This window comes from Sphingobacterium lactis (assembly GCF_011046555.1).
Classification (GTDB): domain Bacteria; phylum Bacteroidota; class Bacteroidia; order Sphingobacteriales; family Sphingobacteriaceae; genus Sphingobacterium; species Sphingobacterium lactis.
The window spans coordinates 3945530-3967182 of sequence record NZ_CP049246.1; the positions used below are offsets into that span (position 1 = coordinate 3945530).

General features: G+C 43.1%; 15 protein-coding genes. 2 read left to right on the forward strand and 13 right to left on the reverse strand.

Annotated features, from left to right (window positions below):
• The first annotated feature begins 100 nt into the window (after positions 1–100).
• Together G6N79_RS17155 and G6N79_RS17160 are read left to right on the forward strand one after the other, a co-directional pair.
• Positions 101–3253 carry a SusC/RagA family TonB-linked outer membrane protein gene (locus G6N79_RS17155; protein WP_103905827.1) on the forward strand — a complete coding sequence of 1051 codons (3153 nt, stop codon included), beginning with the start codon at positions 101–103 and terminating at the stop codon, positions 3251–3253.
• A 12-nt stretch (positions 3254–3265) separates the two neighbouring features.
• The gene (locus G6N79_RS17160) at positions 3266–4687 is read left to right on the forward strand and encodes a SusD/RagB family nutrient-binding outer membrane lipoprotein (protein ID WP_103905828.1); all 1422 of its coding nucleotides are present in this window, start codon (positions 3266–3268) and stop codon (positions 4685–4687) included.
• Positions 4688–4848: 161 nt separating this feature from the next.
• Here G6N79_RS17160 and G6N79_RS17165 read toward each other — a convergent pair whose 3' ends face one another.
• The 13 genes from G6N79_RS17165 to G6N79_RS17225 form a co-directional block, all read right to left on the reverse strand.
• Entirely contained in the window at positions 4849–5442 is a 594-nt protein-coding gene (locus G6N79_RS17165; protein WP_103905829.1) for a Crp/Fnr family transcriptional regulator, read from the reverse strand.
• A 161-nt stretch (positions 5443–5603) separates the two neighbouring features.
• The gene (locus G6N79_RS17170; RefSeq protein ID WP_103905929.1) at positions 5604–6029 is read right to left on the reverse strand and encodes an OsmC family protein; all 426 of its coding nucleotides are present in this window, start codon (positions 6027–6029) and stop codon (positions 5604–5606) included.
• Between the two features lie 328 nt (positions 6030–6357).
• The gene (locus G6N79_RS17175; protein WP_103905830.1) at positions 6358–7869 is read right to left on the reverse strand and encodes a M14 family zinc carboxypeptidase; all 1512 of its coding nucleotides are present in this window, start codon (positions 7867–7869) and stop codon (positions 6358–6360) included.
• A 1-nt stretch (position 7870) separates the two neighbouring features.
• On the reverse strand, positions 7871–8917 hold the full coding sequence (locus tag G6N79_RS17180) for a S66 peptidase family protein (RefSeq protein WP_103905831.1): 1047 nt from the start codon (positions 8915–8917) through the stop codon (positions 7871–7873).
• Positions 8918–8923: 6 nt separating this feature from the next.
• The gene (locus G6N79_RS17185; RefSeq protein ID WP_103905832.1) at positions 8924–10258 is read right to left on the reverse strand and encodes a dihydroorotase; all 1335 of its coding nucleotides are present in this window, start codon (positions 10256–10258) and stop codon (positions 8924–8926) included.
• A gap of 139 nt (positions 10259–10397) precedes the next feature.
• Positions 10398–11087: an ATP-binding cassette domain-containing protein gene (locus tag G6N79_RS17190; protein ID WP_103905833.1), complete on the reverse strand. Its 690-nt coding sequence runs from the start codon at positions 11085–11087 to the stop codon at positions 10398–10400.
• The gene (locus tag G6N79_RS17195; RefSeq protein WP_103905834.1) at positions 11071–11379 is read right to left on the reverse strand and encodes a hypothetical protein; all 309 of its coding nucleotides are present in this window, start codon (positions 11377–11379) and stop codon (positions 11071–11073) included. Before G6N79_RS17195 ends, G6N79_RS17190 begins: the two co-directional genes overlap by 17 nt.
• 148 nt (positions 11380–11527) lie before the next feature.
• A complete protein-coding gene (locus G6N79_RS17200) occupies positions 11528–12865 on the reverse strand; it encodes a DUF4302 domain-containing protein (RefSeq protein ID WP_103905835.1) in 1338 nt (445 codons plus the stop codon).
• A gap of 2 nt (positions 12866–12867) precedes the next feature.
• On the reverse strand, positions 12868–14241 hold the full coding sequence (locus G6N79_RS17205) for a substrate import-associated zinc metallohydrolase lipoprotein (RefSeq protein WP_103905836.1): 1374 nt from the start codon (positions 14239–14241) through the stop codon (positions 12868–12870).
• A 4-nt stretch (positions 14242–14245) separates the two neighbouring features.
• Positions 14246–15712, reverse strand: a complete 1467-nt coding sequence (locus tag G6N79_RS17210) for a RagB/SusD family nutrient uptake outer membrane protein (protein WP_103905837.1) — start codon at positions 15710–15712, stop codon at positions 14246–14248.
• 14 nt (positions 15713–15726) lie between these two features.
• Entirely contained in the window at positions 15727–19341 is a 3615-nt protein-coding gene (locus tag G6N79_RS17215; protein ID WP_160003681.1) for a SusC/RagA family TonB-linked outer membrane protein, read from the reverse strand.
• A 198-nt stretch (positions 19342–19539) separates the two neighbouring features.
• A complete protein-coding gene (locus G6N79_RS17220) occupies positions 19540–20682 on the reverse strand; it encodes a FecR family protein (protein ID WP_103905839.1) in 1143 nt (380 codons plus the stop codon).
• Positions 20683–20740: 58 nt separating this feature from the next.
• Entirely contained in the window at positions 20741–21274 is a 534-nt protein-coding gene (locus G6N79_RS17225) for an RNA polymerase sigma-70 factor (protein ID WP_103905840.1), read from the reverse strand.
• Between the last annotated feature and the right edge of the window lie 379 nt (positions 21275–21653).

Consider the following 21653-nt stretch of genomic DNA (forward strand, 5'->3'; position numbering starts at 1 on the left):
TCAAAACATTATTTATCATTGCTATTTTTTAAAAATTAATAATTGTTATTCCACTTAATCCATTATATTTAGCTTATCTAATTAACCAATAAAGCTAAAGATGAATCTACCAACATGTTTAACCATCGCGTTGGCATCTCTCTGCTCTTTGCAGGTGCTCAACGCGCAACAAATCTCTGTAGCTGGAAAAATCACCAATGCCGATGGGGCACCGATTGTGGGTGCGTCCGTATTCATCAAGGGGACCCAACAGGGGACCTCTTCCAATGAACTTGGACTCTTTACCCTGAATGTACCAGCAAACAGCACCTTATTGATCCGCGCAGTTGGCTATGCCAACCAAGAGGTTGCCGTCAACAACCGCAACAACCTCAGCATTCAATTGCAGGAAGAAGACAGTAACATCGAAGAGGTTGTTGTCACGGCCCTAGGTATTCAGCGGAGTGAGAAATCCCTCGGGTATGGCGCCCAGAGTGTCAGCAGCGAAGCGCTGAATGCCAACAAGCAGCCAAATCTGGTAAATGCCCTTCAGGGCAAGGTTTCCGGCGTTACCATCAGTTCTACAGGTGGTGCTCCAGGGCAAGGCGCGAACATCCAGATCCGTGGAATCAACTCCATCGACCCTACCCGACCGGGGCAGCCATTGTTCGTCATTGACGGTATATTGATGGACAATAGCACGTCCACGCAAGGGGATGGCGCTGAATTACGCGGGATGAGTAACCGTGCCGTGGATATTAATCCTGACGACATCGAAACCATCAATATCCTTAAAGGTGGTGCAGCAACGGCCTTATATGGTCTTCGTGGTGCCAATGGCGTGGTCATGATCACGACAAAATCCGGAAAGGCCGGAACCTTAAAGATCGATTATCAGGGAACCTATGGCTTTGAAAATGTCAATAAATTCCCGAAAATGCAGGACACCTACTCGCAGGGCTGGGCTGGTGTGTACAATAAGGATGATTTCTGGCCAGCCTTTGGACCGACCGTGGAAGAAGCGATAAAACTCGACCCGACGCACCCAAGTGCGTTGTACAAATCCTTTGAAGATGCTTTCGAAACTGGAAATCAATCCCGCAATTCCCTGAGCTTCACGGGAGGGACCGAGAAATTCAACTTCCTATCCTCCCTATCCCAATTGAATCAGCAAGGTGTATTGCCATCGACGGATTTCAAGAATTACCAAGCGAGAATTAACACCAATTTTACGATTTCAGAAAAACTGAAAGGTGGCTCCTCCATTTCGGTGAACAATTCTGGCGGGTACCGTGGGAATGCCGGTCGCTATGCCGAGCAGCTGATCTATTGGTCCCCACGCCACGATATCCGTGATTATTTAGAAGAAAATGGCACGATGAAATCTTATGGCGACACCAATAATCCCATCTATGTGGCGGAATCCAACCGGTTTAAGGACGATGTGCTTCGCCTGATCGGCGGGGTCAACCTGACCTATTCGCCGACAAAATGGCTGGATTTCATGTACCGCCTTGGGGTGGATACCTACAGGGATAACCGAGAAGGCACGGCCTTGGGTTTCCAAGGATTGTCCGGTGAGCGCTTGATCAGCGAAAATGGGGTGCCGGGTGCCGAAGGACAAGGTTTCTACAACGTGTACAACCAGAACTTCCGCGGCATCAACAGCACGTTCATTGCGACGCTAAAACATGAATTCAATGAAGATTTCAAAGGATCGCTACGCTTAGGACAGGATGTTTACGACCAGGTCATCAAGCGAAGTTCTGCCGAAGGTGGAAAATTGACCGTCTACAATTGGTTTGATCTCTCCAACGCCAGCATTGTAAAAACGCGATCCTATCTTGAAAAATACCGCTTGATGGGCCTTTTTGGTGAATTGGCTCTATCCTATCGGGATTACCTCTTCCTGACCATCACTGGAAGAAATGACATCACCTCTACCCTAGAGAAAGGGAATAGGTCATTTTTTTACCCGTCAGCGACCCTCAGTTATGTTTTCTCCGACCACATGGAACTACCTGAATCCATTTCCTTCGGAAAGCTTCGCTTCTCCTATGCGCAGATCGGTAAGGATGCACTTCCCTATTCGACCAGTGGAGGGTTAGGTCCATATACCAATCTTCCAACAGGTTATATTGGTTTTACACGGCCTGAACTATTGGGTGATAAAGCGTTGAAACCGGAATTCACGGACACCTATGAGGCTGGTATAGAAATGAAGTTTCTGGATAGTCGTTTGGGGGTAGATCTGAATCTATACACTTCGACGTCCAAGGACCAGATCATTCGTGTACCTGTGACCTCTGCTACAGGATATGCCACAGCTGCTATCAATGCCGGCAGTATCCGGAACCGAGGCCTGGAAATCACCTTAAATACCGTTCCAATCCAGCGCGAGGGTTTCCGTTGGTCATCAGACTTGAACTTCTCCCTCAACCGCGGAAAGGTATTATCATTGCGTGAGGACCTGACCGAAATTACAGTAGCGTCCGAATATGGATACCTCAGCTCCAATGTGTACATGAAATTGATTCCAGGTGAGTCTTACGGCACGCTATATGGACGTACATTCAAACGCTATTACAGTGCCAGCGAGATTGAGCAAGGACTGGACAAAACTCCGGAATTGGACAAAGACCGTCCGCTACTGATCGGTGCCAATGGCTTTCCGGTGCTGGAATCTACCGCCCTACCTAAGAAATTGGGGAATGTGCAACCGGATTGGATCGCAGGGTGGAACAACACGTTCAACTACAAGGATTTTTCACTTAACTTCCTCGTGGATGCCCGTGTCGGTCAATCACGATACAACCAATTGGGCAATTTTATGTCTTCCTTCGGTCTTGCAGACTATACGGAAGATCGAAACGACCACAAGGTTTTTGCGGGCAAGACTGCCGATGGAAATGACAACACCAAGGAAGTTTGGCTAGGTCAAGGCGTAGATCCGAAGACGGGTACAGACTATGGCAATGGATTCTATCGGAACTATCACCGTGGAAATTCCGAGTTCTTTGTGGAGGATGCCTCCTTTGTTCGCTTGCGTTCCGTATCTGTGGGGTACAATATTCCTAACTCATTGCTTGCGGACAAGTTCATCAAGAATGCACGCATTTCCGTGATCGGGAATAACCTGGCCCTTTGGACAAAGTACTCCGGTTATGATCCAGAAAGTTCGACCACGGCAAGTGGATCCAATATCGAAGGATTCGCGGGGATGACCTATCCTGCTGTGCGCAGCTTCCTGTTCAGCTTAAATCTTGGATTCTAAACTCGAAACATCATGAAAAATCTAATCAATATAGGAAAAGTAGCCATCTTAGCTTTGGGACTGTTCTCCCTGCAGAGCTGCAAGGATTATTTCGACCTGACAGAAAACCCCAATCTGGTACAGGACCCACCGCTGAATTCACTATTGGCAACAGCCACGCACAAGGCGGCGTTCAACAATTACCGGGTGGCCTACTTCAACAATTATTATGCGCAATATTTTGCGAGCCCGACGGCAGGTTCGGATACGGACACCTACCAAACCACCAACAATACCTCTACGTGGGACAACCTTTATTATGCGCTTGCTGACCTAGCAGATTACGCGCAAATTGCGGAGGAATCGAAAGCGAACCATCATTTAGCCATTGCTCAGCTCCTAACAGCCTATCAGGTGGGGCTTGTGGCCGACACATGGGGAAGCGCACCGTACAGCAAGGCCTTCTACAAGGAACCACTTCTGAATGTACCCTACGACAGTGAGGAAGACCTATACAAGGTACAGTTGGATATGATTGAGGCGGCATTGGCCAATTTTGCCAAAGAAGTGGGTGAAGTGACGATTGATGCCAACCAAGACCTGCTGAATGGTGGGAAAATCGAGCTATGGGTTCGATTTGCAAACGGCCTGAAAGCACGCGCGCTGAATAAGGTAAGCAAAAAATCTACATACAATCCAGAAAACGTCTTATCGGCAGTCGCGAAATCACTAACTTCCAACGGGGATGATGTCGGCATGAATGTCTTTGACGGAGCCAACCCATGGAATGCCATCGCACGTGCCAACTTGAACCAAGATTTGGATGGCTGGTTGAACAGCAACTTTATCGACGCCCTCAATGGCACAACATATGGCCTAGTGGATCCTCGGGCTGGATACATTACCAATAAAACCGTAAATGGTGTATTCAAGGGCACCAGAAGTGGCCAGGGGAACGTGGGTGGACCCAATACGGTATACGATGAGTGTTACATCAGCATGAACTCCACAATCAGTGCCGACACTTCCGCACTGTCCATTATCACCTACTCGGAAGTGAAGTTCATCGAGGCAGAAGCTGCATTCCGCGCCAATAAAAAGGCACAGGCTTACACTGCTTTCCTGAAAGGTGTACAGGCCAACATGGATAAACTCAAAGTTCCTGCAGCAGATGCAGCCACTTATATCGCAGCCATTTCGAAAGGGGAAGCCGCATTGACGCTATCAGATATCTTCCGCGAGAAATATATCGTCACTTATCTCAATGCAGAAGCATGGAACGACGCCCGCCGTTGGGATTATCAATACAAGAACTTCCAATTACCAATGGGAGCTGTCCTGGGCAATGAATTCATTCGCCGCGTCGCCTATCCATTGAATGAAACAACAGAAAATGGATCGAATGTTCCTGAAGAAGTACCGTTGAGCACCAAATTATGGTGGGACAAACCATAACCTAGGGATCTTAACAGCTAATCCATAGCCAAGTATCGCTTGATACAATGGATAAAACAAAATAACCGATTTTCAATCTGTTCAGACAGAAGGGAAATCGGTTATTTTTATGCCCTATTTTTAGGTAGCAAACTATCCCCTTTATTTAAAGGGGATACTCCCTACCCTTTGCTCAACAGCCGTTTTCTTATCCGGCTTAAGCTTTGGTTCTTGATCCCCAAGTAGGAGGCAACATGGTAGGCCTGCACACGTTGGAGGATATTGGGATGGTCCTGCAAAAGATTTACATAGCGCTGTTCATGGCTCAGAAACAGTAAGTCCTCCGTGCGGACCTGAGATTGATTGAAAAAATGCTCCGCCAGGTTACGGCCAAATTTCTCCCACGCTTTCGAATTTTCATAGAGATATTGCAGGTTCTCGTAGCTGATAAATAGAATCTCAGCATCTTCCAATGCCTGGATATAATAGCGGCAGGGATGTTGAAACACGAAGCTGCGGAAGGAAACTACAAACTGCTCCTCCGAAAAGAAATAGATATTCTTCTCTTCTCCAGTAGATTCATCATAATAATAAATACGGAAAATGCCGCTCAGGACAATACCCAAATCTTTACAGACAATGTGCTGTTGATTGAAGAAATCGGCTTTATTATAGGATTTCCGATGCCAAAAGGGCAAACTTAAGGCAAGGTTCTCCGGTGAAAGATCGCCAATACCATTCAAGATCCTGGTTAGGAATTCTTCTTTTTCAAACATGAATAGTTAGTGTTAAGTGCACCTAAAGATAAAACCTTTTCAGCAGTGTAGAAAATTGTTACAACATCTTTCCACCTTCCGAATCCCATCAGAAACCAGAATCCTCCACAAACCCAAAAACCCGGAAGGATTCTCCTTCCGGGCCACACCTGTGAACAGGGTTATTTACTATAGTTAGTGGTCAAGGAAATATCCAATCCGCCAAGCGCTTTTGAAATGAGGCAATTTGCTTTTGCTCCCTTTGCGATTTCCACAAATTCCTTTTCGGAAAGTCCATTGATGGGCTCTGCGTGTAAGGCCAGTTCGATTGCTTCGATCAATCCTTTCCCCATATCGAAGAATACCGTTGCTGTTGTTTGGAGTGCCCCTGGTGTGAAGCCCAATTGCGTCAATGCCAAGGACATCGCCATGGTAAAACATCCAGCGTGTGCAGCGCCCAGAAGTTCCTCCGGGTTCGTGCCGATACCTTCCGCAAACCGTGTATTGAATGAATATTGAGTATTCTCCAAGACGCCACTCTGCGTACTGATCGCGCCTTTTCCGTTTTTGATGTCGCCGTTCCAAACGGCCTGTGCAGTTCTTTTCATGGTAATATTGTTTGTGTGATCCTGTAAATTTCCATGAAAACCAGTAAAGATTTTTTCACTTAAGTGCATATTTGGCGATTTCCCTTCCTGAAAAAGAATAAAACCACAAAAATACCGCATCCAATGTGGCCATCGAATACGTCATCAACACCCTTATAATAAAATTGCCCCGTTCATACCGACCGTCTACTGCAAAAGCAATAGCAATCGATATGAACGAGGCCAAAATTGGTAATCTCTTCAGTTGTTTAGAAAGAGGCTATGGACATATTTACTCTTCCTATCTCACATGTCATATCTAACATCTCACATCTCTCACATAAATAGCTTACTGCACCCTATTTTTCAATGCCGGAATTTCCGACAAGGGCTTATTCAGATCAATGAGGTAACCGTTCAAGACGGCATATTTCAGGGTTCCATTGCTGTCACCGATATAGAAATTGGTGGTACCACCGAGATCGATAAATGGTGTTGCGGCAAAATTAGGTGTTGCGAAAACGTGGATAGGCAGGCTATGCAACATATTGGCCTGTTCCGGCTTAAGCTGTGCAACCTGTACGCCGATGTACCCTTTCTTGAGCAGGTCAAATGCGATTTCCGGCGTGATGGATTCGAAATTCGGAAGCGGCTGTGGAGCGATCTTACCGATGATGAATTTCATACCGTCGGCTTGCACTTCGTCATATCCCATGGACTCCGGCAGATCCCCGATGTCTTCCACGCGCCCGCGTACAAAGTAGTCCCTACCAACGGTAGTTTCTCCGCGACGAATAGCAATATCACTTTTCAGGGAAATGGAATCCGAACCGAACTCCAATCCACGGATCAGGACATCGTGGAAATTTGAGGCATTGAACGGAATATCTTCATAGCCTTTGGCATCATAGCTGCCATAGCTTCCCTGCGCAATTTCCATCAGTGCGTTCAGGATGATCATAAAGTTCAGCTTCCGGATCTGTTGTTTCTCTGGATCTCCTTTCAATCCACCGGATTCAATGAGTACCGTACTGGCGCCCCAGGATTGGAAGTTATCCCCGAACCCGCGTGGGGTATAAGTATCGTCATATTTAGCCACCGCATCGGGGATATACTGTTGCAGCAGCTTATTCATGCCCACAATGATCTGCATGGCACCCTCACGGACCTCATTCACTTCCCTTTCCGGATTGTATGCCGGAGCCAAGAGGGAGATGGTCACCGGATTTTTGGTATCCGGCACATTATAATAGATATTCTGGTCGTGCAGATTAAAGCCATAGCGTGGCTTAATGGCGTCGGCGCGTGCTTTCAGCAATTTCCCCTCTACGGTCTGCCCTGCACGGGCATCCCTGTTCAGGTCGATGCTCTGTGCATTCCTGCGCAGGAACCGTTCGGCACCATCGGGATTCAACATCGGGATAAAATGGATATTGAGATTCTCCCGAAGCATGGTCCGCACCGTATCGAAGCCGTCCCCCTTCCCTTCCAGAAAATTGAATAGGTCGAAAAGCGCCATGGTTGCCGTCGGCTCATCGCCATGCATCTGCGACCACAACATCACTTTTTTATCACCTTCCCCGTATTCCAGTTCATAAATGGAACGACCTTCCACAGATTTCCCGATCTCGGTCACCCCAAAGATGTCGGACTTCCGGTGTACTTGTACCAAGGAGTCGATATCTGTGTGCTTAAAGCGACGGTGATACAGCGCGGGCTCCTTAAATGTTGCATGCAAACTGTTCAATTGGGCAGTATCCAGATGGTATCCGGAACCGACAGTCGAGGAGGAATTCCCTGTAAAGGGATTGCTGCAAGTTGTTGCTGCCAGCAAGCCCAAGGAAAGGATAAAAAACTTCATATTATACCAGTGCTTTCTCTAAAATTTCAATTGTTCCCTTGTTTGCATCGATACGCGCCTGAACGCCCACCGGCAAGAGGAACTGATCATCAATATGACCAATAACCGCACCAGAATAAGAAGGAATTTGTAATGGTTTTATGAAATCCCGAAGAATCTGATCGAGATTCAGGGAGCCGTAACCACCTGAAGGTGAACATCCCGTACATTTCCCGAAGACAAATCCTTTGATCTGCTTGAGGATGCCAGCGTTCATCAATTGACAGAACATACGGTCCACCTTTTCAGGCGACTCGTTTATCTCTTCGAGGAACAGAATGCTTCCGGTAAAATCCGGAAGGTATGGCGACCCACATAAGCCCGAGATCAAAGTCAGGTTTCCACCCAGCAATTTTCCTTCGGCGATTCCAGGATTGATGGTTGTTATACGATCTTTATATTGAACGATATTGTCTCCTTTTTTGGCCGGATTGGTATAGGTCAGCAATTGGTTATCCATCAGTTGCTCCTTGAAGGTCTTTGCAACCAAATTGCTCCAGGTACTTGTACCCACAGGGCCGTGGAAGGTCACTAAACCTGCCTTCGCTTGAAAGGCCATGATCAGCGCCGTAATATCGCTATAGCCAATCAGGGCTTTCGGATTTTTCTTGATCAGTTCGTAATCAATGCGTCCCAATAATCTGGAGGCGCCCGCACCACCGCGGATGCAGAGAATACCAGCTACGGATTTATCGGCAAACATGTCGTGTAGATCTTCCAAGCGTTGATCATCCGTTCCCGCAAGGTTTCCATACCGCTGACGGATATACTTTCCTTCCTTTACCTTGAATCCAAAATACGTCAAGACTTCCTTGGTCAATGTAATGGCATCCTCATCGCCCAAGGCACTTGCCGGGGTAATGATGCCGATGGTATCGCCAGCTTTCAGCACGTTGCCCTTCAGGAGTGGTGCCACTTGGCTTGCCAGATCCATGGCTTCCGATTTACCAAATAACGGGAGAGTCGCCAGACCGATCCCCAACGATTTTATAAACGAACGTTTATCCATGTTTTATTAACGGTTAAAAAGTAAACGATGTCCAGAACCTACCTCCTGTATCTTACCTGCTGTATACGCCAAAGCGCCGGACACCAAGGTATGTTCGATGGTAGCTGAAAAAGTATGGTTTTCAAATGGAGACCAGCCGCACTTGGATAAGATATTATCCTTAGTTACGGTGTATGGTTTATTCAGATCAACAAGTACCAAATCTGCCCAATACCCTTCGCGGATATATCCGCGTTGTTCAATCTGAAAGAGGGTTGCGGTATTGTGGGCCGTTTTTTGTACCAACTGCTCCAAGGTCAATTTTCCTTCCTTGACCATATCCAACAGCGCCTGTAGGGCGTGTTGCACCAATGGACCGCCGGAAGGTGCCTGTAGGTAAGGTTGTGATTTCTCTTCTATGGTATGCGGTGCATGGTCCGTTGCGATCACATCGATATGTCCGTCCAACACGGCCTTCAAAATACCGTCACGGTCATGGGCCGTTTTCACTGCCGGATTCCATTTGATGAAATTACCCTTAGTCTTGTAATCTGCATCCGAAAACCAAAGGTGATGGATACAGGCTTCCGCCGTAATGCGTTTCTGATCCAATGGGATGCTGTTGTCGAACAGCGCTGTTTCCTTAGCTGTGGATATATGCAGGATATGCAGGCGTGTATTGTTTTTCTTAGCTAGTGCTACAGCTTTGGAGGAGGACAGGTAACAAGCCTCTTCCGAACGAATAAGGGGATGCATATCGATGGTGATCTGCTCGCCATATTTCTCTTTGTAAAGGGCAAGGTTTGCTTGGATGGTTGCCTCGTCTTCACAATGCGTCGCAATCAAGGTCGGTGCTTGACTGAAGATGGCTTCCAATGCCTTTTCATTATCGACCAGCATATTCCCTGTAGAGGATCCCATGAACACTTTGATTCCGCAGACATCCCGAGGGTTTGTTTTCAAGACTTCATCCAGATTGTCATTGGCCGCCCCCATAAAGAAGGAATAATTCGCAAGGGATGAGTCCTGACCGATATCGTATTTATCCTGCAGGAGCTTTTGGGTCAATGTATTGGGCACCGTATTGGGCATTTCCATAAAAGAAGTTGTACCACCGGCAACGGCAGCTCGACTTTCGGTAAAAATGTCCGCTTTATGCGTCAATCCTGGTTCCCGAAAGTGTACTTGGTCATCGATCAAACCGGGCAGGAGATGCAAGCCTTCCGCATTGATTTCCCGATCCGCTTGGACATCAATCGTTCCAGCAATCTTCGCAATGCGTCCATCTTTAATAAAAATATCCAGCGCCTGGATGGAACCTTCGTTCACAACCTGCGCTTGCTTAATCAAAATTGTCGACATGTATGTGTTCTTTTGTGGTTATGCTAAACAAATATAGCAATTTAAGGGAGTTTGTATGCTTCCAAGCGCGACAGAAGGGAATTAAAATAAGAGTGTGCAGACCACAAATCGTCGGCTGTAAACAGTAACCTACGTACTATTAAGCCGGCTTATCAAATGTTCCGACCGGCACATAGAACTGCTCCAGTTCTTCCTTCCGATTGATTTTGCGGCATCCTCCATTTTCCAACAGCACAATCTGCGTACTGATATCCAGCACATTCATGTAATCGTGATCTGAAACGAGAAATCCCTTTTCATGGGATTTGGACCTGATGATCTGTTGAATTCGTTCTTTTAAGAGCGGTGATATGCCGGAGAAGGGCTCATCCAGCAGGATAAAGGTGGCAGGCTGTTCTACCAGCAGGAGAATTTCCAGATAGCGCAATTCTCCACCGGAGATATCGGCAATCTTGACATCCAGAATCGGATTTAGGATCTCGTCCCGCTCTAAGCGGTCCCAAGCCTCTTTGTTGGTGAGCATAAAACGAATCGCCTTCCGTACGCTGAAAGAAGTCGGCAGAAAACTATCCTGAGAAAGATAACAGACCTCCTTGCTGCGAAAGGCTTCGCGAACCTTTTTCCCATTGATTCGGATATAAGCATAATGAGCCGTTAATGCACCAAAGATAATCTGCATGAAGGTTGTTTTGCCGCATCCATTTCTCCCCAGTAGCCCAACGATATCCCCCACATTTAAGCACAGAAATCCGCCCGTCAACAACTGCCTGTCCGACTGGTAGCTGAACTGCACCGAATCAATATATAATTCCTTATCCTTTAAATTCATCGTATGCAAGGCTTAAAAGGTGGAACAATCCAAGTAGCAAGAGGGATATCAACAAATTTGCAATGAACGTATAAACGAGCAAATCCTTACGGCTTAACCCGAGGTTGTAGAACAGAAATTTTGTGTTGCGCTCAAAGAGACGGACCAAGCCTGCAGCGCAGAGGTAACCTGCCGTCATAAACACATAGGGATAATACGCCACATAGCCCATGCAAAACGCCATGGAAAGCACCAAGTTGATGAAAAGAATAGGCTTATAGAATTGCCAGAGGTGCTTTAGGGAAATAACCATAACTAAAGTTAACCAGAATGGTCAGCAAAACCAAATAAAAAGGATTACAAATCAAGGTTTTAGGGACAAATGAAAAGGGGCTACCATCACTGGCAGCCCCAAAACAAACATGTAAAACAATGTAATTTTTATGAGGATTATCTTAAGTCTATCTTAATTGGAAGGTCATTTCGACATTAGGCTTATCTACACCTATAATCTTGCCGTAAAGCGCTCCATTTTCACTATAATAATCTAATTTAATTTTACCCGATTTCAAGAAGGCATCCATTTGATCCAAAATTGCGGATGTATATCCACCAGAAGCCTTATCTCTTAGTGTAAATGTGTAAATTCCAGTTTCTGAATCTAGGGTATAATCATATACAATTGTCGTAATCCACCCGGAAGTACCGCCATTTTGACTAGAGAAACCTTTCAGATTCAATCGCTTGTTCCGAATATCAAAATCTAAATCAATATATCCATAATTGAAAATATATCCTGTCGCTCTATTTCCTAAGCCTTCATGATAACGTTTTAAGATAGCCAAACCATCTGCAGAGGTTCCAGGGAAAAATGTCATAAATGGACTTCTGAATCCTGTATATTTAGACCCTATCAATTTGTAAAGCGGAACCAAAGGTACTAAGGAGTTTTTAATCTCATACTTTTTACCCTTATCGTCAACCATATTCAATTTATTACCTTCCCAAACCATTTGGACGAAATTTATGCCTGCATAAGCGATTCCACCATCAATTACCTGAACGCCTGGTAAAGAAAAGGCAAACTTTCCGGCAGCCGCCCCTGTTGTCCCATCTTTCAATAAGGAAGACAATTCAATAATCTTGGTTGCTTCTGAAAGTGTAATGGCGGTTTGATAATTGAAGCCATCCATAGTAAACTCAACATAAGGATTCTCATTTTCTAGGAAAAACTTTTTAGTTTTTTCGATTCCTGCCGTATAAGCTTCTGATTTATAGGCTTGGCTCTCTTGGGGCGTAGCTTTTACTAAAACCAATTTATTGCTATACCGTTTACCAATAAAAACCATCGAGTCTGCTGTTGAATATCCGAAACGGTAATCTAAATCACTTCGTAATCCCTCGCGTATAGTTCCTCCGAACACACTCGGATTGGGGTCGTTCAGCATGGAGATATAGTTATACGTATCGAAAATTAACGTTGCCCCATTGTCCTGCTTAACCCGATAATTTGAAGAAGCAAGTTTAGTAGCTGATTCTAATGTCAGGTCGCCAACCATTTTCACCACCTGTTGATCATCAAATTCAAAATAGAAACCGTATCCACCTTTCAAACCAGTACCCACATAAGCTTTCCATCCATTAGGTGCTCCCTGTAAAGCTTTATTTATGGAATCAATTTTTTCGTTCATACGCACTTCAGGCGTTTCACCAAAAGCCAATTCAACTTCGTTCTTTTGGCAGGAGGCAAGTATCAACATTGATATTACCCCATATAGTAATGTTTTTAATCTTCTCATAATTATAATGTTTGGCTTAAAACACCATACCAAAAATTAGATGAATTATCTTTCTCGTAGAATCCACCAAGGTTATTGTAATCAACCGGATCAACATCTTTCCGCAACCAGTCGGCAACAAAAGTCTTATTATTAAAATAAGGCAACAAGGATGTATCAAAGGTGCTCTTTACCCATGCAATACTTGCATTTGCGTAATTTGTTCCAGCGTCTTTTTCATCTACAGTCGGTTGATCAATTTTTTTAATTTCGATTTCACCAGTGGTGGTTGAAAGGGTATAAGAGAATAGGTAATCGGCATAATATGTTGTACCGTCGTTTCCTACAAATGGAAATCTAACCACCAATTGATTGTCAGAAATAAAGCGCACATCAACACTAGGAATGTTATACCCATTTGCTTTCATGTTTGCCACCAATTTATCAAAAGCAGTTTTAAAAGGTGTTGAAAGACCATATTTGGTCATTGTTGGCGAACTAGGATTGATACTTACTTTCTTAAAAAGCCTATACACATACTGTGGAAATCTCAGGTCACTAGGATTAGCTTTAGTTTTTAAATAATTTTGTATTTCCTTCTGCAATGCTCTAAAATCAACCTTTAGGTTCGAGGTATAATAATTGGCAACATTTGCTTCTTTAGCTTTTAATGCTGCTTTTCCTTTCGCACTTGATGTATTGGCATAACGATCATACCATGCCTGTCCCTTAACCAATAAATGCGCGGCAGTTTCTGCGTAATCCTCCGTATAGCTTCCCGAAGCGTAAGAAGTTACGAAACCGTACTTACGTGCTGTATCGGCAGGTGTGCTGCTCCATGTGGCTTTATAATCTGCTTTCGAAATGGATTCAAAATCGGTAGGAATATTAACCAATTGATTTAAGATATGGACAAACTCGTGATGTATCACCAATTGTGCTCCGTATTCATTAAAAGAATTAACGCCATATAGGTTAATGCGGCGACCAGCTGACGCCGTGCCTGCATAGGTGGTTCCATCAGAAGCATAGGAATAGGAACCGAATAGGATCCATTCTTTAGGTGCCATTTTCTTAATAAAATCTTCGCCACCTACTTTTCTATACGGCAATAAATAGCCGTTTAGAACAGATTCCATTACTGGGCGTACAGCTTCCAATTTCGGAGGGGTAACATTTCTTTCCAAATCATGATAGAAACGGTTGTAGCGATATACTACATCAATATTGTACTCATCTAAAAATGTAGTTTGCAACCATTTATCCAATTCCGTATTGGTTTGCGGATTATCATCATTGTATTTTGAGAAATCCACATTCTTGATCTCTTCTTTTGCACATGAGCCTAAAAATGCAAGTGCAGAAAGACCTATAAATAATTTCGGTAATAATTTCATTTTCTTAATCTCTAGGGTTTAACTCTAATCCAGCAATTGCAACTTCAGGAGGTAATTGGAATAATCTTCTTGGATCTCCAGGTTGTAAGAACACATCTGTTTCAATTCCTTCAGCACTTATAATATTATGCTTAACAGGAAGGTCACGACGCATTAAATCCAACCAGCGCAAGCCCTCTTGAAGAAATTCTGCCTTTTTGGCTTCAAGAGCTGCTTTTACTAGACCTTTTTTCGGATCTGACTCCGAGAAATACGCCATGATTTTTGGCATGGTAACAACATGTGTTGCAGCCGTGTAATTCCGGATCTTTGTACTGTAAAAGGTATTCAGATCTGCCAAGGCTAATTCATATTTCCCCAATTCCGCATAGGCTTCTACTCTGTTCAATAGGACTTCATCCAAAGTAAAAAGTGGTTGCATAATATACGGATAACCAATACCCGGCCCGGTGTAAAAGAAGTAGTATAACCACTTATACGTGGTATAGTTTGGCGCGCCATAATTAAGCACTTTATTATCCAAGATCCCACCAGTAACGTTGTTTTCAGTAAACATCAGGGAAGTACGGGCACCATAGCCATAACGTGGAGTTTCATTATAGGTCCATGTGGAATAGCAGTTTGCTAACAACAAGGTCGATTTGACATCGGATCTAGTGAATGCGTTTCTAAATTCACTAGATGTCATATTCTTAAAAGTTGTATTAATCGGCCTTAAGTTATTTACGAAATTACCATTCGGCGCAGCAAGAGTGGCATGATCCACAACTTTTTGCCATTCGCCCAAATACATATACAACCGAGCAGCAAACGCATGGGAAGCACTTTTTGTAAAATGATATTTCGGCACTTGGTGATTTTGGTCGGAGACATACTTTAAACCCTCTTCTAAATCAGCCACAATGTTTTCATAGGTTGATTTAACTGTTCCACGATCGTATTCACCAAACACAGTTTTACCTGCTTTTGTCACATAGGGCACACCCGGAGAATCGTTGGTCCCACCAATTTGGTAATTTTTAGCGAAGAAAATCATCAACATATGGTGAGCATATGCTCGAGCAACTAAGGCTTCACCTTTATACTGTAGCACTTCATCACCATAATTACCTTCTTCTATAGCTTCTAAGGCATGGTTAGCTGCGGCTATGGCCTCATAGCAACCGTTCCAGTAGTTACCTGGTGTGTTTGTTTCAGAACCTGCTTGGTCTTCCCATGCATAGGGTCTATCACGGGTATCAACTGAATTTCCTACCCCTGGGCCTTTATCTTCAGCGTTATCTGATGCACTCTCAGCAAAAGAAAGATAATCGGCGGATGGGTATGCCGTTCCAACTAATTGTGCAATTTTATCAAGTGAATTGATTTCCGTCCTGTTGTCAGGGTCTTTGTCTAAGTATTTATTACATGAACTCATCATGTAAGAAGCACCAACAAGTAGAACGGCCGTGTATATATTAAATTTTTTCATGATTTTTCCCAGTATTATAATCCAACTTTTAATGAAAAGGTTATTTGTCTTGCTACAGGCAAAGCCACACCACCATTCGCGAAGAATTCTGGATCTTGACCATTTAGGCGCTTATCAGCAAAAATTGTCCATACATTGTTAGCAGCCAAATTGAAGCTCACATTGTTCAAACGAAGCGAATTCGAAATGTTTTTAGGCAATGAATAACCCAAGATAATTTGCTTTAATTTTAAGTAGTGACCATTTACCACACGTTCAGTACTGTAATTGTAAGCGTTATATGGATAGCTGACGTTTACCTGACCTCCCGTATCATTGATGATCTGCAATTGCGTTAATGGATCTAATAATGCAGGAATATTAGTTGTTTTTTCATCACCCGGCATAATCCATCTATTCAACATATCCTTAGTCATGACACTCATATCATCATAGCTCGCTCTGATCGTTGGTTTAAGGCGTAATTTATTACCAGTAGAGAATGTCAATAATCCACTTAATGAAAATCCTTTGTAGGTAAATGCATTATAGAATCCACTACTAAATGTTGGATCGGTTGGACCTTCATATTTTAGGTTTTCAAGAATATCGGATTGCAAATTGATATATTCCCCCTCTTCACCTGCTGTATTGATAAAACTTGGGTATCCATAATTTGGATCCAAACCTGTAAATTGAATGGAGAAAAGACCTCGTTGCGCATAATTGTAAACCGCTCCACCCGTATTGGAAACCGATCTCCAAATATTCGGATTGATATCCAACTTCGTAATCTTATTCACGTTGTAGCCAAAGTTGAAATTCGTTCTCCAAGTAAATTCATCATTGCGTATAGGATAGCCACCGATATAACCCTCGATCCCCTTTGCTTCCATATCCGCATAATTCGCAAATTTGGTAAACTGACCATCAATACCTGATGTTTGAATATTCCCCAACAGGTCATAGCTATTACGCTTATACAGGTCAATCGTCATGTCAATTTTGTTGTTTGCAAGTTTCATGTCGAAACCCAAGTTAAACTCGTTTAACTTTTCCCAAGTTAATTCAGAGTTTTCCAAACTTGAAATGTAGGTCAACGTCTCTTGATCCACGATTTCACGACGACGTGCAATCTGATTATAGAATAATGCTGCAGAATTTGCGCCACCATTCATTGATGCGACTAAACCGTAAGTTGCACGAACGGTCAATGCATTCACATAATTATTTTCTGGCCAGAAAGATTCCTCATTCACTAACCATGCTCCAGATACGTTCCAAGTTGGTAACCAACGAGCTGTTCTTGACCGTCCCATTTTATTGGATCCATCATAACGACCTGTCGCATTGATTCTGTATCTATCTTTATAGGCATATGCGGCCCGCATACTATAACCAACCCATCTATCGTAACCATTCTGCATGCCGAAATACGATTTACCCTCTTCACGTGCCTTTTTGAAATATTTATAATAAGGAGCAACTAGACCTCCATTTTCATATTGATAGCCAACACCATCAAAGAATTTGTTCTGCCTATCCGTAGTTTTCACCTCCATATTGGCAAATATGTTCAAACTATGGTCGTTGTTAAATTCCTTATTGTACTCTAAATCATGACGGAAATAAAAGAACTTCATGTTATCACCGTTGATATTGTAGAATCCGCCATCAGGTAAAACGCTTACTGGCATTTCATTTGGTAGATCTGGATCTTTATATAATCTGCCATTTGAACCAACGATTGTAGCATCATCCAAAGCTCTGAATGATTGCACATAATTCGATCCTTCCTTAAGATACAACTCGCTTTCACTACGCGTATAACGGAATGCACCATTTGCGGAATAAGCCAATCCTTTTATGAATTCGTACTTTAATCCCCCTTGAATTTTAAAATCAATCTGGCCTAATGTTGCGTAATTGTTTTCAACTTCGTTAAGGATGTTGAAAGGCGCATAATCGCGAACAAAATATTCCAAATTACCATTTTCATCATAAGGTGTAATTAATCTACTTGTACTTAAAGCATAATTATATGGGTTGATATCATATCCCCTATAGTAATTACCATATACTGGGTCAGATTGCAGATTTTGTGTACCAGGAGCTTTTTGGTCACGAATACTACCAGTACCAATAATCTCACCGCTTAATTTCTCACTGATTTTAAAGTTCGTCCTGAAATTTCCAGTGAACCTTTTCACATCATTCCCAACTGTCATTCCCGGATCATTCAAGAAGGAAACAGAGCTATAGTTCTGTACATTCTGCGTACCGGACGAAATACTGATGGAATGGTCTTGAACTAAGGAATTTTTAAATAATAAATCGAACCAATCGGTATTTGCATTGGCATACCGGCTTAAGAAATCAACTTGACTTTCCGTTGTATTCTTCAGGCCAAAAGTTTTGGTATTTGGATCGTACTCATAAAATTTATTGTACATTTTATAGAAAACACCGCCATTTGCCCCTCGCGATGCACTAGGAATTTGATAGAATCCTTTGTTACGCAATTCTATCATTACGGCCATTTGGTCATAGGATGACATCACATCAAATTGAGAATAATCCGGCTTAATGTATGTCGTTAAATTTCCAGTGTAGTTAATCATTGGTTTACCGTCGGAGTTTCTACCTTTTTTGGTATTCACGACAATTACCCCATTCATGGCACGTGCTCCGTACATTGCCGTTGCAGCAGCATCCTTCAACACGTTGAAGCTTTCAATGTCACTTGGATTCAGACCCGCCACGGATGAACCTAACAGGGTATTCATATCTCCTGTAGCAAGAGCTTCATTGGAGATGTTCACAACATCTTCTAAGATGATACCGTCGATTACCCAAAGTGGTTTGTTATCTCCGGATAGTGAAGTAGCTCCACGTACACGGATTTTCGGTGCGGCACCAAATGTACCCGAAACGTTCTGCATAGAAACACCGGCAACTTGACCTTCCAACATACGGGAAACATCAGGTACACCAGCTCGTTCAGCATCTTTTGCACTAACGGCTGTTGCTGATCCTGTAAAGAATTTTCTGTTTAGGTTTTGATAACCCGTAGCGACAACTTCAACTTCCTCCAATTTATTGTCAATCGCAGTTAGTGTAAAATTGATTGCCGTTCTATTGTTAACCTGAACTTCAACTGAATTATGGCCAACATAACGTACTACTAGGGTAGCATTTCCTGCAGCGGCAATAGTATATTGACCATTTGCGTCTGTTGTTGTACCTACAGCAGTACCTTTCACCAAAACGGATGCGTTAGCCAAAGGATTCATATCGCTATCGCGAACAACTCCACGTACTGTATTCTGAACTGCAGCTACAGCTACTCCAGCACCTGTACTTGAGCTGATGGTAATGGTTTCATTGATGATCTTATACTCCAATTTGTTATTGGATAACAGCTCGGCAACAGCATCTTTCAACGGTGCATTGGTAAGCGTTACGTTAACACGTGTAGCTTTATTGATAATTGCATCGTTATACAGAAACTTAAAGTTGGTCTGTTTAGAGATTTCCTTGAAGGCATCCTCTAATTTTGCATTGCGCAAATTGAGCGTAACTTTCTGTGCTTTTCCAGTACCATAGGCAAAGGAAAAACAAACAAGTAATAACGCCGTCGTAATTTTCATAATCCGGAAAATTATTGGAAAAGGCGAATAGTTTTGGCCACGGCGCCCTTTGCCAAATGTTAAGTTATTCATACATTTGATTAGTTGAGTTAATGTAAATGGTTATTTTTCTCGTTAGCTTAATTCATAAAACAGGGGTGCTGCAACACCTCTGTTTACTTTTTAATTTCATTGGTTCTTAGTAATCATCTATTCATATTATTTCTTATTTAGGATCAGTAATTTATTTTGGTTAATTCTAAAGTCCAGGTTACTGACATATTCCAACATCTTCAACACTTCGGAAAGCTTGGCATCGCGCTTGATTTCCCCAGTATAGGTCTGCGTAAGGGATACATCATTGGCGAATGAGATTTCCAGATCGTACCAGTTCTTCAATTGCTGTGCGATTTGGACGATATTGTCGGCTTTGAATAGAAAGACATTGTTCTTCCAAGCCACATCTTTGGTTAAATTCGCTGGGGAGACCATCATCTTCGTTTCCAGCACACGTGCTTGCTGACCCGGGAAAATTATTTTTTCTTCGAGGCCATTGGAAACGGCTATTCTACCTTCCAATAAGGTTGCGCGAAGCTGCTGGTTATAGGAATTCACGTTAAAATGGGTGCCCAATACTTTGATCTTGGCACCATTGCTCTCCACGATAAATGGTTTTTTTGCATCCTTGGCGACCTCAAAATAGGCTTCACCCTTCAATTTTACGACACGTTCGGCACCGGCAAATTGCGATGGAAATTGCAGTTCACTATTGGCATTGACCCATACTTTGGTGCCATCATTCAAGGATAGGGCAAAGAAATGGGCAGCAGGGACAACCAAAGTATTCTGTACGGAAGCCGTCGCTTCGTCCAGAACCACCTCGCCGTTCTTGTTGGAAATCTTACCATCGTTCAAGAGAACAATGTCCTGATCGATCTCTACCTTCTCTCCATCACCGCGGACGATATAAGCACCCACTTCCGCAGGCATTACGTCATTTGCATGGCGGTTATCGGACACTGCTACAAAGCGGTCGTTCTTAACCTCGGGCTGTTGATTCTTGAAATACAGTAGGGAAAATGTCGCCAATGCGACCAGGGCAGCAGCTGCGTATCCTAAAAAGGCAAATGATTTTTTTCTCGCAGGAGCCGTCAATCTTTGAAATGCCGCTTCCTCATCAAAGGCATCGAACACATCCAGATCGGAAGCACTGTTCGCCTTTTCCAAAAGGCTATCCATAAGCTCCTGATTTTTCGAATCGGCTTCCGCCCATGCTTTAAGCACGAGCGCTTCCTGCTCCGACAGGTCATGACGCAGCTTTTTGATTAATAATTCAGCGATTAAGAAAGATTGGTTATTCATAATTTAAGAGTAAGAAACCTAAACCATGAAAAGGGGTGACAAGAAATTTAATATTTTTTTAACAGAAATATAAAGTTAGAAACAGGACCATGAATTCAGGGTTCAAATTCTGGCGGATAACCTTCAATGCCCGCTGTTTTTGGGTCTTTACGGTATTGATGGAAATGTGCAATTCATCAGCTACCTGTTGGTTGGAAAGTTCCTCCATGTAACTGAGGTGGAAGACTTGCCGGCAGCCGGTAGGAAGGGTCGACAAAATCCTGTTCAATTCCGCATAGAATTCTGCAGTGATGATCTTCCGGTCATAATCTGCTTCTTCCAATTCGGTCAATCCCAAACGACTGAAATATTTATCGACAACTTTCTGATGGCGGCTTCTATTGAAAACGGCATTCCGGATACTGGAATAGAGAAAAGCTTTAATTGATTGTTCTTCATTCGCCACCTCATCCCTATGGTTCCAATATGCCGTAAAGGCATCTTGAACAAGATCCTCCGCAACATCAGTGTCCTTTACCATATCCCACGCGTAATAGCACAGGGCTTTATAGTATTTGCCGAACAACTCTCTATCGATATTGATATTACTCATCTTTAGGTAACTAGCGCGATTAAATAAAACGAATTGGTTTTTGTGGATAATCCGCCAACAATATCTCAAAAAGAATTTTAAAATAAAAATAATTTTAACTTGATATTCTTAAAATTAGCCCGATTTTACGGAAACTTTAAACCATTTTGGATAGTTAATGTTTAGCATCGGTAAAATATAATTTTCAAAAGAACAGATTTACCAAAATTTACTAGAATAAAAAACTCGATTCTTAAAATGTAATGTTATAGCGGAACATGAACAGCTTAAACTTATCCCTAAAAATTATTTTCAAATAAGTAGCTTAACTTTTACTTGGCAAATAAAACTAATAACACAAACTTGAGGAAATTTAAGGGATCGGTTAGTCCAGAGGGAT